This window comes from Paenibacillus sp. FSL P2-0173 (assembly GCF_038008045.1).
Taxonomy (GTDB): domain Bacteria; phylum Bacillota; class Bacilli; order Paenibacillales; family Paenibacillaceae; genus Paenibacillus; species Paenibacillus polymyxa_B.
Genome location: NZ_JBBOYK010000007.1, coordinates 188,161 through 204,352 on the forward strand (window position 1 = coordinate 188,161; position 16,192 = coordinate 204,352).

13 protein-coding genes are annotated in these 16,192 nt (G+C 47.4%); 10 read left to right on the forward strand and 3 right to left on the reverse strand.

The window, feature by feature from the left end:
- The first annotated feature begins 75 nt into the window (after positions 1–75).
- The 4 genes from MKX30_RS25905 (at position 76) to MKX30_RS25920 (ending at position 7,246) form a co-directional block, all read left to right on the forward strand.
- Positions 76–444 carry an ArsR/SmtB family transcription factor gene (locus tag MKX30_RS25905; RefSeq protein ID WP_007432172.1) on the forward strand — a complete coding sequence of 123 codons (369 nt, stop codon included), beginning with the start codon at positions 76–78 and terminating at the stop codon, positions 442–444.
- 190 nt (positions 445–634) lie between these two features.
- Positions 635–3,076, forward strand: coding sequence for a heavy metal translocating P-type ATPase (locus MKX30_RS25910; RefSeq protein WP_340857723.1), 2,442 nt, complete (start codon positions 635–637; stop codon positions 3,074–3,076).
- Between the two features lie 306 nt (positions 3,077–3,382).
- The gene (locus MKX30_RS25915; RefSeq protein ID WP_341063855.1) at positions 3,383–4,834 is read left to right on the forward strand and encodes a PEP-utilizing protein; all 1,452 of its coding nucleotides are present in this window, start codon (positions 3,383–3,385) and stop codon (positions 4,832–4,834) included.
- A 429-nt stretch (positions 4,835–5,263) separates the two neighbouring features.
- Positions 5,264–7,246 (forward strand): heavy metal translocating P-type ATPase, encoded by a 1,983-nt coding sequence (locus MKX30_RS25920; RefSeq protein WP_305728700.1) that lies wholly within the window; start codon positions 5,264–5,266, stop codon positions 7,244–7,246.
- Positions 7,247–7,392: 146 nt separating this feature from the next.
- Here the strand turns inward: MKX30_RS25920 and MKX30_RS25925 are convergent, their stop codons facing one another.
- Together MKX30_RS25925 and MKX30_RS25930 are read right to left on the reverse strand one after the other, a co-directional pair.
- Entirely contained in the window at positions 7,393–8,916 is a 1,524-nt protein-coding gene (locus tag MKX30_RS25925) for a DHA2 family efflux MFS transporter permease subunit (RefSeq protein WP_023990320.1), read from the reverse strand.
- 9 nt (positions 8,917–8,925) lie between these two features.
- Positions 8,926–9,561, reverse strand: a complete 636-nt coding sequence (locus tag MKX30_RS25930) for an HlyD family efflux transporter periplasmic adaptor subunit (RefSeq protein ID WP_028541823.1) — start codon at positions 9,559–9,561, stop codon at positions 8,926–8,928.
- Between the two features lie 133 nt (positions 9,562–9,694).
- Between MKX30_RS25930 and MKX30_RS25935 the strand changes: the two genes are divergently transcribed.
- Both MKX30_RS25935 and MKX30_RS25940 read left to right on the forward strand, forming a co-directional pair.
- Positions 9,695–10,249, forward strand: coding sequence for an NAD(P)H-dependent oxidoreductase (locus tag MKX30_RS25935; protein ID WP_028541824.1), 555 nt, complete (start codon positions 9,695–9,697; stop codon positions 10,247–10,249).
- Between the two features lie 10 nt (positions 10,250–10,259).
- Entirely contained in the window at positions 10,260–10,721 is a 462-nt protein-coding gene (locus MKX30_RS25940; RefSeq protein WP_068938252.1) for a hypothetical protein, read from the forward strand.
- A gap of 81 nt (positions 10,722–10,802) precedes the next feature.
- Here MKX30_RS25940 and MKX30_RS25945 read toward each other — a convergent pair whose 3' ends face one another.
- Entirely contained in the window at positions 10,803–11,534 is a 732-nt protein-coding gene (locus MKX30_RS25945; RefSeq protein ID WP_053326102.1) for a ZIP family metal transporter, read from the reverse strand.
- Positions 11,535–11,815: 281 nt separating this feature from the next.
- Here MKX30_RS25945 and trxB point away from each other — a divergent pair, with 281 nt between their 5' ends.
- From trxB to licT, 4 genes are all read left to right on the forward strand, one after another.
- Positions 11,816–12,757 carry a thioredoxin-disulfide reductase gene (gene trxB, locus MKX30_RS25950; protein ID WP_023990316.1) on the forward strand — a complete coding sequence of 314 codons (942 nt, stop codon included), beginning with the start codon at positions 11,816–11,818 and terminating at the stop codon, positions 12,755–12,757.
- A gap of 58 nt (positions 12,758–12,815) precedes the next feature.
- On the forward strand, positions 12,816–13,046 hold the full coding sequence (locus MKX30_RS25955) for a glutaredoxin family protein (protein ID WP_007432162.1): 231 nt from the start codon (positions 12,816–12,818) through the stop codon (positions 13,044–13,046).
- A 364-nt stretch (positions 13,047–13,410) separates the two neighbouring features.
- Positions 13,411–15,300: a beta-glucoside-specific PTS transporter subunit IIABC gene (locus MKX30_RS25960; RefSeq protein ID WP_341063856.1), complete on the forward strand. Its 1,890-nt coding sequence runs from the start codon at positions 13,411–13,413 to the stop codon at positions 15,298–15,300.
- 50 nt (positions 15,301–15,350) lie between these two features.
- Entirely contained in the window at positions 15,351–16,187 is an 837-nt protein-coding gene (gene licT / locus MKX30_RS25965) for a BglG family transcription antiterminator LicT (RefSeq protein WP_028541828.1), read from the forward strand.
- Positions 16,188–16,192 lie beyond the last annotated feature (5 nt).

Here is a 16,192-nt window from a genome sequence, read left to right on the forward strand (position 1 = left end):
TAATATAAGCTATTCGTAAACTCTACGAATTTGCTATAATAGAAGCATCAAGTCGAAATACACGGGGTGAAAAGGATGAATTCTGAAACGGAAGCTTTGGATTGCGAGCCGGCTTGTCACGGTTCAGATCAGGAAATCGAGCGCATAAAATCTTCCCTTGTCGAGGATTCCATCGCATACAAAATGTCGGAGCTGTTTAAAGCACTGGGTGACCCGACACGGATTAAGCTGATTTATGCCCTGGCACAAAAAGAATTGTGTGTTCATGATCTGACCCAGGTGTTGAACATGGGACAATCTGCGGTATCCCACCAGCTTCGCTATTTGCGCAACCTGCGTATTGTCAAACGACGCAAGGAAGGCAAGACGGTGTTTTATTCACTGGATGATAATCATGTGGAGCAGATCTTTTTGCAAACCCATCAGCACATATCACATCAATGATTTTTTGGAATAAAACAACAGTAGGGCGCCAAGTGATTGGCGCTCTTTTGGCGTTTGTCCGTTGAAGTCGATTTTTTTGTTAAAAAGGGGCTAGAGTCATTGACTTTTGACCCTGATCCTGAATATAATGGCCTTAACAAATAATATATGAACAGTTGCTCATATATAGTTAATTGGAGGCCGATGGATTATGGATGCTCTAAAAAGAACGGAACGGCATGAATGGATTTTGGAAGGTTTGGATTGCGCCAACTGTGCTCTAAAGATTGAAAATGGAGTCAGTAAAATAGAAGGGGTCCTGGATTGCTCGGTCAATTTTGTTACGAAAACGTTGACGATGACCACAAGTTCGGATCAAAAAGAAGAGGTTTTTCGCCAGACTGAACGGAAGGTTCACAGACTCGAGCCGCATGTTCGAATGGTTGTAAAAAATGCTCGTGGACGCTTGCGTGAAGACAGCCGAAGCAATGCTGGTGCAGTACAGTCAGACAGCACAGAGGATTGTGCATGCGGTCATGAGCATGATGGTGAAGGTGAAGGGCATACACACGAGGTCGGGCAACATGCGGCTCACAGCCACGCTGGTCATCATCATGGAGCACATGGCAAGCAAGCCCATACGCACGATGGACACAACCACGGCGATCATGGACACGAGCATCACAACCACCATGCAGAGCACGAACATGGTGAAGCCACCCACGCTCATTCACATTCGCATGGAGATGATGGCCACGCTGGACATACGCATGATCACGGTACGGACGGTATGCGCCGCATGATTGCGCGTTTGGCTATTGGTGCGGTCGTTGCGGCTGTTGCCTGGTGGTTACCTGTCGAAGGTGTAGGCAAGCTGGCCCTATTTTTACTGGCATATATCATCGTTGGCGGTGATGTTGTCTTGCAGGCTGCACGCAGTTTGGTGCGTGGAATGGCCTTTGACGAATACTTCCTGATGACGCTGGCTACTGTGGGTGCATTTGCGATTGGGGAATACCCGGAAGGCGTAGCTGTCATGTTCTTTTATCAAATCGGAGAGCTGTTTCAAGGCATTGCAGTTAACCGTTCACGTAAGTCCATCAGTGATCTGATGGATATTAGACCGGACTATGCCAACCTGAAGACGGCTGAGTCCGTACGGAGAGTGTCCCCAGAAGACGTTCGCATTGGGGATTTGATTGTAATTAAGCCGGGCGAGAAGATCCCGCTGGATGGTAAAGTTATAGATGGTAAATCGCATGTGGATACCTCTGCGTTGACTGGTGAATCGGTGCCTCGTACTGTAGAGCCGGGAAGCAGTGTGTTGAGTGGATTTATCAATACGAACGGACTTCTAACGGTAGAGGTTAGCAAAGAATTTAGTGAATCCGCGGTCTCTAAAATTTTGGAATTAGTGCAAAATGCGAGTGCCAAAAAAGCGCCGACTGAAAAGTTTATCACGAAATTTTCCAGATACTATACTCCAGTAGTGGTTATTGTAGCGCTGTTGTTGGCGGTTGTTCCACCGCTTGTTGTGCCAGGTGCACAATTTGCAGATTGGGTATACCGTGCGCTTGTTTTCCTCGTTATTTCTTGTCCTTGTGCGCTGGTAGTATCCATTCCACTGGGCTTCTTTGGGGGAATCGGGGCAGCCTCCCGTTCAGGTATTCTGATCAAGGGCGGGAACTATCTTGAAGCTCTGAATCATGTGAAATACGCTGTTTTCGATAAAACGGGCACACTCACCAAAGGTGTTTTCCGTGTAACAGGGATTTATCCTGCCGGAGATTTTACAAACGAAAGCTTGCTCGAAACCGCCGCTTTGGCGGAGCTGCATTCCACACACCCTATTGCTGCGTCTTTGCGTGAATCCTACGGTAAAGAACTCAGAGCAGAACGGGTTCAGCAATATAGTGAAATATCGGGTCACGGGATTCAGGCACAAATAGATGGTCGTCTGGTATCGGCCGGGAACGCCAAGCTGATGGAGCGGGAGCATGTGGCTTTTAACGCGGCGCAGCAAGCAGGGACGCTGGATGAAGGAACGGTCGTACATGTGGCTGTAGACGGAACGTATGCTGGGTGCATTCTGATTTCAGATGAGGTTAAGGAAGACGCAGCCCAAACGGTTGCTTCACTGAAAAAGTTGGGTGTGGTTAAAACCATCATGCTGACGGGTGACAATAGGACAGTTGCCGAGGCTGTAGGACGACAGCTCGGTTTGGATGAAGTACGGGCAGAGCTGTTACCTCAGCACAAAGCTGAAGCCATCGAGCAGTTGTCTACAAGTAAAAAAACGAGCGACAAAATTTTGTTCGTAGGCGATGGGATTAATGATACACCCGTACTGGCACTGGCAGATGTCGGTGTAGCGATGGGCGGTTTGGGATCGGATGCTGCGATTGAGGCGGCAGATATCGTAATCATGAACGACGAGCCTTCAAGGCTAGTTACGGCGATCCATATCGCTAAGCGCACACGTCGTATCGTATGGCAAAACATTATATTTGCGCTAGGCGTCAAAGCTGTGTTTCTTACGCTGGGAGCATTCGGTATTGCTACTATGTGGGAGGCTGTATTTTCCGATGTAGGTGTAACATTGCTAGCCGTATTGAATGTGATGCGTGTATTGAAGGTTCGTTCTTACGAATAAAAATAAACACCCCTGGGTTAGCATTGGATGTATAGGCATCCTGTGAAGACCGGGGGTGTTTATTTTATAGGTTCCTTTTTCGAGTGGTCTTGTGCCAGCAGTATAGAGATTTATTTTGGGATGTAGGGTGGTTGTGCCCAGATGTATAAATGTGTGGCGTGCCTAATACGTTAAGGTAGGGGCTTTACAGGTAAGGCCCATGTAAGATTCGGTTGCTCCATAATGAGTAAGCGTTTTCTTTGTTTGGAGGGGTACTCGAATTCGTGTGTGCCAACTTGCTGACGGAAGAAAGGATGGATTAATAGCATGGAGGCTAAACTGATGCATGTATTCGCAGAGCTGTTGGGTGGCAAAAACAGCCGGGATCTCAAAGTTCCAGAGTCGGGTACGGAGGCTGCTGCACAGAGGTTGGCTATGGAGACGCTAAGGGCAGGCAGCCATGAAGTATCTGCTACGCAGGAGGAAGATCCGTTGGGCTGGCTGGTTGGTTTAGCTGAGCAGGGCATAATCAGTCGAGCGGAGGCTTTGATGGCTGCGAATCCGGAATTACTTGGGAAAACGATGCTGAATAACAGCAACGATATTGGGCAAGCAATGGGCACACTCCTAAAATGGAGCGATGAATACAGGCGTACCTCCATACGGATTTATGCCGATGCTCCTGCAAGTTTGAGTCGCATCAGTACAGAGACAGCATCAGAAATAGGCAGTTTTGACGGTTATAGTCTTCTGCATGGTCCCTTGTCACAGGCATCTGGCCGCGTGGGGGAATTATGCTATGCCTATCTGGACGTAGCTGAGTCTGGACAGATGATTCATGCCCCTGACGGGGAGCCCGATCCCATCCTTATTCCCGGTTCTCGTGCATCTGACACGTACAAAACCTTTAACCAGGCATCTGGCCTGCCTGGATTGTGTGAGCATTTGTCCCGCCGAATTATCAGTTTGCTGGAAACAGAATATGAAGGCTTATTCGAGTCTTTGAACGGATCACCACTCACTATAGCTCTAATTGAGCAAAACAATGCAGTGGGTCTTGGAAGCCTGCAAGATATGCAGCTGGAGGCATTACTGCGTGCGGCGTTACGGAGCGTGCGGCAGGGGGGGGAACCCAAGCTGGAGATTATGGTGCGCAATCCGGCTGACGTGGACGAATTCCGGGCAACCCGAGACTGGATTGACGGCGTTGCGGAGCAGACCTTATGCGAACGTCTTCGGTGCATTCCATATCGGGTAGGCGTACTTTTGACAGTTGATCCGTCTTTGGTGCCTAACGTAAGCCAAACAGGGAACAGGCCAGCCGCACGGTCGGGGGAGTCAGCCAACCCCAATAACATGTCCGAAGTGGGCGCACGACAGATCAAGCAGGTGGCTCAAGCTGCAGATCTGGCACGCTTTGCCGATACGATCATTTTAGAAGTCATACCAACTCCATCCGATGACATTAGGGCTGAGAATCAGTTGATTCCATCCGGTGTCGATGGTCATGTGAATACTAGTGATACGATAAAATGCATAATGGAGGCTGTTCGGCGTGTAAAGCCCGAGCTTCCTTTATGGGTAGCAATAGATGAAATTAACCAGTCTCTGGAAGGGATTTCGATCTGGGAGAATGAGCTGACGGGGGTCATTTGCCCGGACACAGCAGTTCCCGCTGCACGCCTTGCGGCTGCGCGTTTGGAACTGCAACAGCCCGCAGATCGTCAGCACACTTCAGGAACTGCACACAACCATGCGTGGAAGTTTCCTTTAGCCTGAAGAAACCCCGAATTCATGTAATAGAGGATTTTGCAAAAATCCAATAAGCGACTTTCAATGAACAATATATAGATCGAAATGGTCTAGTTCGTCTATATATTGCACTTTGGAGCGACTGGAATCGAATTTTGCAAATCCTGAATAGGATGCTTTAAATAGGGAGGATACCTGCGGTGTTTGCGCGGGTATCTTTTTTTATTTAGGCCATTACTGGTTTACAAGTGGAAAAGAAAAGGTATATAATAAAACAAAAGTTTCACTAAACCAAAATAATTGTATAGATGCAAAAATGATTATCATTCTCATTGCCAAACATGCTGCTTCGGGCTTCCCGAAGCAGCATGTGCTATTTTAAGGCACTTAACAATGGATATCATTCTCAATGAGATGCTAGTACAAGGAACAAAATATGGAAAGGAACGTGACATGATGCAAGCTGCTCAACGATTACAAGATACATTGTCTTCCTCTAACCGAACCCTTTCAAAAAACAGTGGCAGCGGACGACCCGGTCCGAATCGCAAGCCGCAATTTCAGCTTAAAAGCATGCTGAAAAACAAGGAGATGCAAGCTGCTCTAGGTAGTGGATTGCTGATGCTAATGGCATGGGGGATTTCACATTGGTGGCAATGGCTATCGGTCATTCTGTATGTGGTGTCTTACGCCCTTGGGGGCTGGTCCAAAGCCAGAGAAGGGATCGAAACACTGATCCGAGAACATGATCTGGATGTTAATCTGCTCATGATCGCTGCCTCCCTAGGAGCTGCGGCCATTGGCTATTGGAATGAAGGAGCCATGCTGATCTTTATTTTTGCACTCAGCGGTGCGCTGGAGAGCTATACCACCGAGCGTAGTAGTAAGGATATTTCTGAGCTCATGGCGTTGAAGCCGGAAACGGCTTTGCGCTTGTCTCGCGAGGGGACGGAAACGGTCGGCATTGAGCAGCTGTTGCCAGGCGACCTGCTGCTGGTGAAGCCGGGCGAACTGATTCCGGCGGACGGGCGAATCTCCAAGGGCGTTTCGGCAGTGAATCAGGCATCTATTACCGGGGAATCTGTTCCGGTAAATAAGGTGGAAGGTGACGAAGTATATGCCGGCACCATTAATGGAGAAGGCGTGCTATATGTAGAGGTTAGTCAGTCCTCGGAGGACACTTTATTTTCAAAAATCATTCGTATGGTGGAAGAGGCTCAGACCGAAGTTCCTGATTCCCAGCGGTTTATTAAAACGTTCGAATCGGTGTACGCTCGAATTGTTGTTGCTGTCACGCTGATCGTCATTGCCGGTGCACCCATAGCATTAGGCTGGACGTGGGCAGCAGCGTTCTACAAGGCTATGGTGTTCCTCGTCGTGGCCTCACCCTGTGCGCTCGTGTCATCCATTATGCCAGTGATGCTATCGGCCATTTCCAACCGTGCCCGGCGGGGCATCCTGTTCAAAGGTGGCGCACATGTGGAGAATATGGCATTGACTTCTGTTGTTGCTTTTGACAAAACAGGCACGTTAACGATGGGGTCACCTGTCGTCACGGATTGGATTACCGCCGCAGAATACGATGCCGATGAGCTATTGCACATTGTCGCTACAATCGAAAGTTATTCTTTGCATCCGCTGGCGCGAGCGATTGTAGCCAAAGCCGAAGCTGAATGGGGACAGAGAGAGCTGCTCCCAACCGAGCAAGTGCAGGCACTCACCGGATGGGGGATGGAAGGCATCATAGGCGGGGTGAAGTGGAAAATCGGTCGTACAAATGTACTGGATGGACCTAGTCCTCTGGCAGAGCCACAGTGGATGGAGAGTCGGGCCCGGCTGGAAGCTGAGGGCAAAACCGTATCCATTATCCTCGCGGATGATCGGATTGCCGGGATGCTGGCACTACGCGACGAGCTGCGTCCGCAGGCCCAAGAGTCCGTGAAACGCCTGCAAGCGCAGGGGATCTGGGTCGTCATGCTGACCGGAGACCGCCCAGAAACGGCTGCTGTGATCGCGGAGCAGGCCGGAGTCGACGCCGTATATGCTGGCTTAATGCCGGAGGACAAAGTCAGCCATATTCGCATGCTGCGGGAGCAGTACGGGCATGTCGTCATGGTCGGCGACGGTGTGAATGACGCTCCAGCGTTGACTGCGGCAACCGTAGGACTAGGCATGGGGATGCATGGCAGCGGAGCAGCGCTAGAGGTCGCTGACGTGGTACTGATGAACGATGGAATCGAGGAGATTGCTCCGACGATAGCACTGGCGCGCAAGGCGCAGCGGGTGGTCAAACAAAATATGATCTTCGCGGTAAGTGTTATTTTGCTGCTTGTGATCAGCAACTTTGTGCAAGATATAGCCCTGCCATTTGGGGTTATTGGGCATGAAGGCAGCACATTACTTGTCATTTTGAATGGCCTGCGCTTATTGCGGTCATAGGACTAATAATTACAAGATGACAAACAGGAAGGAGCATTCATACCTCTTAAAATCCAGGGGGATGAATGCTCCTTCTTTTGCAGTGCCAGCCTATCTGTCTGAAAGGCAAGTTCATCTCATACCTCTAGTTCGCTAACGCTGTACGTCTATCTTCGTCGCGGTGTAGACCGTCGCAAGAACAGGGAAAACAATAGCCCTGCAAGTGCAATCCCTGTAGCAATGATGAAGGCATCATTAATGCCATGGATCGTCGATTCCGTAACGGCACTTCGGTACACCTGTTGTAGCGCCAATGCTGAACCACTTTCTGTTGAAACACCCGCCGTTTGCGCGAGGGTTTGTCCCAACTGTGCTACTCCTTCGGTTAAAGGAACATTGGCGGTGGTAGCGACATTCGCATAATCCGCTACATGAATCGTGGTCCGGCTGCTCATTACAGTAATGAGCCAAGCGGTACCGATAGACCCAGCGATTTGCCGTACTGTGTTGGACATGGCTGTACCGTGGCTACCGAGATGGGCAGGTAGCTGGTTTAGCCCTTCCGTCTGGACGGACATCATCAGCAATGACATTCCGAAGCTGCGAATCGTATAGATGATCATAATATGTCCGTAGGTGGTGGCATCGGTCAGCAGACTGAATTCCCATGTCGTGACTGCCGTAATGATCAGTCCAATGATCGCCAACGGCCTCGCGCCGATACGGTCAAATACTGCCCCTGATATCGGTGACATCACACCCATCAGCAGTGCACCCGGCAACAGCAGCAGACCGGATTGCAGCGGTGTAAAGCCGCGTATATTTTGCAAATAGATCGGCAGCAGCAGCATCCCGCCGAACATTGTCATGTTGACGGTAGCACCGACTAAGGTCGATACAGTGAAAATATCATATTTAAACACACGGAACTCCAGCATCGGTTGTATCATGTTCAGCTCACGTACGATAAACATTACAATAAACACAATCCCGGCAGCGAGTGTAAGTATTACCGTATTGCTACTCCAGCCTTTGTCTCCAGCTGAACTAAAGCCATACAGCAGAAAGCCAAAACCAAGGGTGGAAAAGATGGTTCCCAACAGGTCAAAGTTCGGTTTTGTTAGCTTGGATACATTTTTGAGCCAGCGTATGGCGAACAGAATATCAATGATCGCCAGCGGAATAACCAGCAAAAATAGCAGCCGCCAGCTGTAATGCTCCACAATCCAGCCAGATAAAGTCGGTCCAATCGCCGGGGCAAACATCATGGCGATCCCCATGGTACCCATGGCAGCGCCCCGTTTTTCCGGAGGAAACACAGTCAGGAACACGTTCATGACCACAGGCATGATGATGCCCGCTCCGCTGGCCTGGATAACGCGTCCAACCAGCATAGGCGCAAAGCCGGTACTGGCAGCACAGACGACAGACCCGGCAGTAAATAACCCCATCGCGGATATGAACAGCGCACGTGTTCCGAATGACTCAATCAGAAAAGCGGTGATTGGAATCAAAATCCCGTTGGTTAGCATATATCCGGTGGATAGCCATTGAACGGTCGTTGCAGATACATTGAAATCATTCATCAAGTGTGGAATGGCTACGTTAAGCAGCGTTTGATTCAAAATAGAAATGAAGGCGCCTAGCAGCAGCACGGACAGAATACGTCCGACGGACATTTTTTGATCCATGACAGCCTCCTACTTGTGAACTCTGATGGTCGCACTCATTCCCGGGATAATACCCAGCCCCTTGTAACCTTGAATGGAAATATTGACAGGCACGACCTGTGTTACCTTGGTATAGTTGGCAGTGGTATTGGAAGTGGGCAGTAGTGAAAAAGTCGATGCGGTCGCCAGGCCGATCTTTTCGAGTTTACCGCTCAGGGACGTATCCGGGTAAGCATCAATATATACATCTACGGTCTGTCCTACTTGAAGATCCTGTACAGCCGTTTCGTCTATATTGGCGGTAATCCATAAATTGTTTAGATCAAAAGCCTTCGCTAAAGGCGTGCCTGCCCCAACAATCGAGTTATTGACCGCAGATTGCTGCACGATGGTACCATCGGTTGGAATCGTAACGCTAATTCGACTTCCGCCTCCTTCTACATTCCCAAGCGTGCTTCCAGCGGTGTAGGTTTTACCAACTTCAGCATTCCAGCCTGTGAGCTTGCCCGCGCTTGGAGAGGCAACGGTAACCGCTTGTCCGCTCACTTGGGCATTATCGGTTTTTATGTAGTTGGCGGATTGATTATAGTAATAGGCGGCGGCTCCACCTCCTGCCAGAATAATGATAATAACTAGCAAGTTGACTAATATGGCGCGTGAATTCATGTGTAACATGCCTCCCTAGTTCTTGGATTTTCAAAGTATGCGTCAAACGATTCATAATATTCAGATGGATTTTGGGCAAGGTTAAGAGCGCATGCGAAAAGGATGATTTTGCTGACAAAGGATGATGCGCATAATGACGACCAGAATCATGATTGTATATGACAGTGAAAATGAGCATACCGAACGTCTCGCTCGCTCCATCGCAGAAGGCGCGCGCCTTGAGCACACGGAAGTGTTGCTAAAGCATGTGAACGAGGCCGATGTGAACGAGCTAGTGAATGTGGACGCGATCATATGGGGTTGCCCGGGCCATTTTGGTACCATTAGTAGCGGTCTGAAAAGCTGGATTGATAAGCTGGGGTATCTGTGGGCACAGGGCAAGCTGGTGGATAAAATCGGCGCTGTGTTTTGCACAACCGCTACTGTTCATGGTGGATTAGAATCCACACTTCTGAATTTGATTACTCCGATGCTTCATCAAGGCATGATTGTTGTAGGACTGCCAGCTAATATTACGGAAAATGCGTTATACGGCTCCTATTACGGCGTAGGGATAACATGTCCGGTGGAGACAGACCCCAATGGACCGCCTAATCTTCCAACGGGTGATGATCTTGCACTAGGTCGCTCTTTGGGCAAACGGGTCGCTGAGATAGCGAGACGGTACCGTAGCGCTGAAAGAGAATAGGAGGCCGCCGATGACCATTGCTTTTATCGTAGTAGCTGCGGTTGCCTTTATTTTTTTGCTGGTATTTAATACGAAGATGACGCGCAAGTCCTCTCCCAAGACTCACCCCACCGAAGAGGATACACGGCAAAGAAGCAAACGTCCTTATCCTGTGCAGGTGGAACCCGAGGTGCGTGAATTGACAGATCATACGCGAGAGATGCAGCATAAAAATCTCGACGTCGAAGAACACCATGCCGAGGAGCATCGCAATATGCCGGATATCCAGACGGATAAGAAGGTGGAAAAGGATCGCGAGAACATCAAAGGTGCTTACGGGGATCAGGATTATCGTGCGGCTTTACGTGGTTTTGCTGGAAAAGACGAAGAAAAGGATGAACGTTCCCAAATATCTGATAGAGAGAAGGAGACTCACAAAAGTGAGGATGAGCAGTACCGTGAAGCACTGCGCTCCATGAACCAAAAAAAATGAGGTACCTTCATGTGAACATGCCAAAAAGGCTGCTTATCTGTCTGGATTACAGGCAGAAGGCAGCTTTTTTGTGTTGCTCGGCTATAGCCATTCGGTTAGCCCAATCATCGTAATTAAGCCGAGAATAAAAGAGAATGTGGCGATCCGCTGGTTGCCATCCCCGTGACTCTCGGGAATCAGTTCCTTGTAGACGATAAACATCATGGCTCCGGCGGCAAAAGCAAGCCCGTAAGGTACCAGTCCGTTCACCCAGCTACTCAAATAAAACCCGATCAGACTCGTTATGATTTCCACGGCTCCGGTGAGGGTAGCAATGCCCAATGCCTTGAAACGGCCAATGTTTTGATTCACAAGGAATAATGCTACGATAAAGCCTTCCGGGGCATTTTGCAGGCCGATAGAGAAGGCGATCAGATTGCCGAGATTGTGAGTCTCACTTGCATAGCTGACTCCAACGGAAAGCCCTTCTGGCAAATTGTGCAATGTAATAGCTGCGATAATGAGAAAAGATTTGGACTCCAGATGAAAGGTCTTGGAGTCCGGGTCCTCCAAATCCGCATGGGGAATGTACATTTCCATCACCAGTAATACGAGACAGCCGAGCAGGATTCCCGCAGTCAACACGAACCAATTGGAATGCTCGATCGCTTCGGGAATGAGGTTATACACGGATGCAGAGGTCATAATTCCTGCGGCATAAGCCAACAAAACATCGCGAAGCCGATGCGTGATATTACGCATAAATAGTATGGGCACGGCGCCGAGTCCAGTGGACAGGGCAGAAATAAAGCTACCTACAAAAACGTCATTCATAATCGGGATAATCCCTCCATACCTAATTTATCTTTAAGCTTCGCTTCATGAAAACTTCATTTGACTGTTTACAGCTATTTCCGCATAATGAAATTAGGATTTAGAATCAGTCTAAGTCATAAGAACCTACAAAACAAGTGATTCGTTTTTGCAATATCCGGGTGTCCACATTTTGGGATAAGCTTCTGGTGGAATTACTTTTAGAGTATATGCAGCTGCCCAGCGCCCGGTGTCGAAAACTCGTTATATAATACTTATGATATTTTAGGAGGAACCAAGATATGTACAAGTCCATTATTATAGGTACCGGCCCTGCCGGTTTGACCGCTGCAATTTATCTGGCACGCGCTAACATGAGCCCACTGGTGATCGAAGGACCACAGCCAGGCGGACAATTAACCACGACTACGGAAGTCGAAAATTTCCCAGGTTTTCCTGAAGGAATCATGGGGCCCGATTTGATGGATAATATGCGTAAGCAAGCAGAGCGTTTTGGCGCTGAATTCCGCACAGGTTGGGTAAACAAGGTAGACACAACTGCTCGTCCATTTACATTGGATGTAGAAGGTTTGGGTGAACTGGTTACCGATACACTGATTATTTCCACAGGGGCGACTGCCAAATATCTGGGTATTCCCGGTGAACAGGATAATATCGGACGTGGCGTAAGCACTTGCGCAACATGCGACGGCTTCTTTTTCCGTGGCAAAGAAATTGTTGTCATCGGCGGTGGAGACTCTGCACTGGAGGAAGCCAATTTCCTGACTCGTTTTGCCTCCAAAGTAACGTTGGTGCATCGTCGTGAAGAAATGCGCGCCTCCAAAATTATGCAGGATCGTGCTCGTGCGAACAACAAAATTGAATGGGCGCTTAATCGTACTCCTGTAGAAGTGATCGCTGACGAGAACGGAGTCACTGGCTTGAAAGTGCTGAATAATGCAACAGGCGAAGAGGAGATCATTACAGTTAGCGGCGTATTCGTGGCGATTGGTCACCATCCGAATACAGGCTTCCTCGAGGGGCAAATTACAACGGATGCGAACGGTTATATCGTCGTAAATCCGGGGACTTCCGAAACAAACGTGCCAGGCGTATTCGCTTGTGGCGACGTACAGGATACACGCTACAGACAAGCAATTACCGCAGCAGGTAGTGGCTGCATGGCTGCTATGGACAGCGAGAAATACATCGAAAGCTTGGAGCACAGCGCACTGGCCCTGTAATGATCTTCGCAAGGTTGAATAAATATGATGTAACAAAATAAATGATGAGGTGATATTCATGGAAAAAGCAATTGTATACACATCTACAAACTGCCCGCATTGCCGTCAAGTAAAAAGCTATTTGAGTGAAAAAGGCGTGGAGTACGAAGAACGCAACATTGAAACCAATGAAGCTTTTGCTCAAGAGGTTTGGGATATGGGCATTCGTGCCGTTCCATTGACTTTGATCGGGGAAGAACGTATTTCCGGTATGAACAAAACCAAGTTTGAAAAAGTGTTGAACGCTTAATCCAACCTAACAGCAGATGACGGTCCTATGATCGTAATATGGTTTAAATAAGGCCCCCATTGCAGTTACAGCTGCGATGGAGGTCTTTTTACTTCTTTTTACAAAGAGAGAATTTTGTCGAAAAGTATTGCATCTGTAGATAATAGGTGCTATATTTTAATTGTAAGCGCTTAAAACCCGGGTTGCTTCTATGTAACAATTCATCAATGCACCATCAATTATGACTTCTAATTAACTAAATAGCACAATATCCAATAAAGGCGTGTTACTGTTCGGCAGGCAAGACCTAGATTGGGTAGGATATTTTTCCCTACCCTTTTTAGGTCTTTTTTTGTTCCTTATTTTAAGAAGGTAGGTGTAACTCATGAATTACAAAGATATCGCACAAGCCATTTTTAACAAAGTGGGCGGGAACGATAATATTAACAGTGTTATTCATTGCTCTACTCGATTACGGATGACGCTTCGTAAGCCGGAATTGGCACAAACAGATGAAATTAAAGCTTTGGACGGAGTTATGGGAGCCGTGAATAGCGGTGGACAATATCAGGTCATTATAGGAAATGATGTAGGCTATGTCTACAAAGAGCTAGTCAAATTGCTGGACCCGAATCAATCGTCTTCCGATGAAGCCGAAAAAGTGAAGATGGATCGAAGCTTTAAGGGATTGTTCAATAGTTTTGCGAGCATGATTGCAGGTATTTTCCAGCCCATTATTCCGGCCATTGCTGCATCAGGGATGTTAAAAGCACTGCTCTTGCTATGCACAGTAACCGGAATCATGAGCAAGGAAAGCCAAACGTATATGATCCTAAGTGTAATCTCGGATGCGGCATTTTATTTTCTGCCTATGCTGCTGGCTTTCTCCAGCGCGCAGAAATTCAAGACTAATCCATTCGTTTCCGTACTCCTAGGGGGTGTGCTACTTCATCCGAACTTAATCAGTTTGCTAGGAGGTGAGAAAGCTGTCACATTTGCGGGCCTGCCCGTAGCATCGGTACAATACGCTACCTCCGTTATTCCTATTATTTTGACCATATGGCTCATGTCATATATTGAGAAATTTGCTGATAAAATCTCTCCCGGACCTGTGAAAATATTTCTAAAACCATTAATCGTCATTCTGATTGTCGCACCTGTTTCTCTCATTGCCTTAGGACCTCTAGGTACGTATTTGGGCTTAGGTATGTCCAACGGTGTATTCTGGATTCAGGAACGAATCGGCTGGCTTACAGTCGTATTGATGTCTATCGTGATGCCGCTAATCGTCATGTTCGGCATGCACAAAGTATTCTATCCTATTATTTTTGCTGCGCTGGCTTCACCAGGATATGAAACATTGGTACTGGTTGCCATGTTGGCTTCCAATATGGCCCAAGGCGCGGGTGCATTTGCCGTCTCGCTGAAAACGAAAGATCCCAAGTTCAAACAAATTGCTTTGTCCGCAGGTATTTCAGGGGTATTCGGCATTACGGAACCCGCTTTGTATGGCGTACATTTACGCCTGAAAAAAACACTGTTCGCCTGTATGATTGGAGCCGGGGTTGCCGGATTGTTTGCAGGTCTTATGAATTTAAAAGCTTATGCAGCTGTGGGTCCAGGTTTTGCATCACTGCCGATGTTTATCAGTGAAGATCACTCTAACCTGGTATATGCGCTTATTACGATGGCCATTTCGATCATTGTGACGTTTATTGCAGTTTATATGATCGGCTTTCAAGATACGGTTACCGAACCGGCTAAAAAAGAAGCTCGTCCCGAGCCTGCTAAAGCACAAAGTATAAGTAAAAGCTTCAAATCTAAAACCGTTATTTTCGCACCTATGGAGGGCACCGTAATTCCCTTACAGCAGGTCAAAGATGAAGCATTCTCTCAGGAAGCAATGGGTAAAGGGATGGCTATTCAACCAAGTAGCGGAAAAGTGGTCGCACCTTTTGACGGCATCGTAGCAAATGTATTCCGCACCAAGCATTCCATAGCCTTAAAATCAGTTGAAGGCGTAGAACTGCTCATTCACATCGGTTTGGATACCGTTAAGCTGAAAGGCCAGCATTTTACTGTGCATGTACAGGAAGGGGACGAAATTAAGCATGGGCAACTTCTGATTGAATTTGAACTTGAAGCCATACAAAGGGCGGGGTATGATACGATAACTCCGATTATTGTGACCAACACGGCGGACTATCTGGAAATCATGGGTCATGAAAGTTCAGAAAAGACAGGGCCGGAGAAGCCTCTAATTACTGTACTTTAACAGTGTGTTTGTTGGGGGAATCAAGCCTGGAAAGTGAGATGTCGTTGGATATGAAAGTAATTAAAGTTCTCAATACGAGTATTGTTCTTGCCAAACGTGAGGATCACAAAGAAATTATCGTGATGGGGAAAGGGATCGGCTTTAAAAGCAAACCTGGTGACTTCGTCGATGAGAACGAGATTGAAAAGATATATGTTCTTGAAAATGAAAGCATGTCTTCTGATCTGACGGCGCTAATGAAGGAAACACCCAAAGAGTATTTGATTCTGGCAGACGAAATCATATCTTATGCCAAAAATACACTATCCAGTCACTTGAATGAGCATTTATATGTATCCCTGACAGACCATCTGTACATGGCAACCAAACGATTTAAAGAAAATATGAAGATTCAGAATCGGATGTTGTGGGAGGTCAAAAAGTTTTATCCGGAAGAGTTCGGTATTGGCTTGTATGCGCTCTCCTTGATTGAAAAGCGTATCGGTCTAGAACTGCCTGAAGAGGAAGCGGCGAATATCGCCTTTCATTTGGTTAATGCTCAACAAACCGATAACAATATGAACCAGGTTTTATTGATGACCAATACGGTCAAAGACATTTTGAACATCATTAAACTGCATTACCAAATCGAACTGGATACCCACAGCATCAACTATTCGCGTTTTCTAACGCACCTTCAATTTTTTGTTCAGAGATTACTTGAGCATAAAATGTTAGATTCTCAAGATCCAGAATTAATGAGCCAAATTGTGAACAAGTATCCTGAAGAAGAGAAGTGTGCATTATCGATTCAACAATATATTGAAGCCAAATTCGAACTTTTGATCCCGGATGAAGAACTCATGTATCTGATCATTCACTTAAAACGAGTCATAAGCAGAAATTAAGAGGA

What these genes read in the sequence shown, in the direction of transcription:
- MKX30_RS25905 (WP_007432172.1), top strand. Translation starts at nt 76, where the DNA reads ATGAATTCTGAAACGGAAGCTTTGGATTGCGAGCCGGCTTGTCACGGT.
- MKX30_RS25910 (WP_340857723.1), top strand. Translation starts at nt 635, where the DNA reads ATGGATGCTCTAAAAAGAACGGAACGGCATGAATGGATTTTGGAAGGT.
- MKX30_RS25915 (WP_341063855.1), top strand. Translation starts at nt 3,383, where the DNA reads ATGGAGGCTAAACTGATGCATGTATTCGCAGAGCTGTTGGGTGGCAAA.
- MKX30_RS25920 (WP_305728700.1), top strand. Translation starts at nt 5,264, where the DNA reads ATGCAAGCTGCTCAACGATTACAAGATACATTGTCTTCCTCTAACCGA.
- MKX30_RS25925 (WP_023990320.1), bottom strand. Translation starts at nt 8,916, where the DNA reads ATGGATCAAAAAATGTCCGTCGGACGTATTCTGTCCGTGCTGCTGCTA.
- MKX30_RS25930 (WP_028541823.1), bottom strand. Translation starts at nt 9,561, where the DNA reads ATGAATTCACGCGCCATATTAGTCAACTTGCTAGTTATTATCATTATT.
- MKX30_RS25935 (WP_028541824.1), top strand. Translation starts at nt 9,695, where the DNA reads ATGACGACCAGAATCATGATTGTATATGACAGTGAAAATGAGCATACC.
- MKX30_RS25940 (WP_068938252.1), top strand. Translation starts at nt 10,260, where the DNA reads ATGACCATTGCTTTTATCGTAGTAGCTGCGGTTGCCTTTATTTTTTTG.
- MKX30_RS25945 (WP_053326102.1), bottom strand. Translation starts at nt 11,534, where the DNA reads ATGAATGACGTTTTTGTAGGTAGCTTTATTTCTGCCCTGTCCACTGGA.
- trxB (WP_023990316.1), top strand. Translation starts at nt 11,816, where the DNA reads ATGTACAAGTCCATTATTATAGGTACCGGCCCTGCCGGTTTGACCGCT.
- MKX30_RS25955 (WP_007432162.1), top strand. Translation starts at nt 12,816, where the DNA reads ATGGAAAAAGCAATTGTATACACATCTACAAACTGCCCGCATTGCCGT.
- MKX30_RS25960 (WP_341063856.1), top strand. Translation starts at nt 13,411, where the DNA reads ATGAATTACAAAGATATCGCACAAGCCATTTTTAACAAAGTGGGCGGG.
- licT (WP_028541828.1), top strand. Translation starts at nt 15,351, where the DNA reads ATGAAAGTAATTAAAGTTCTCAATACGAGTATTGTTCTTGCCAAACGT.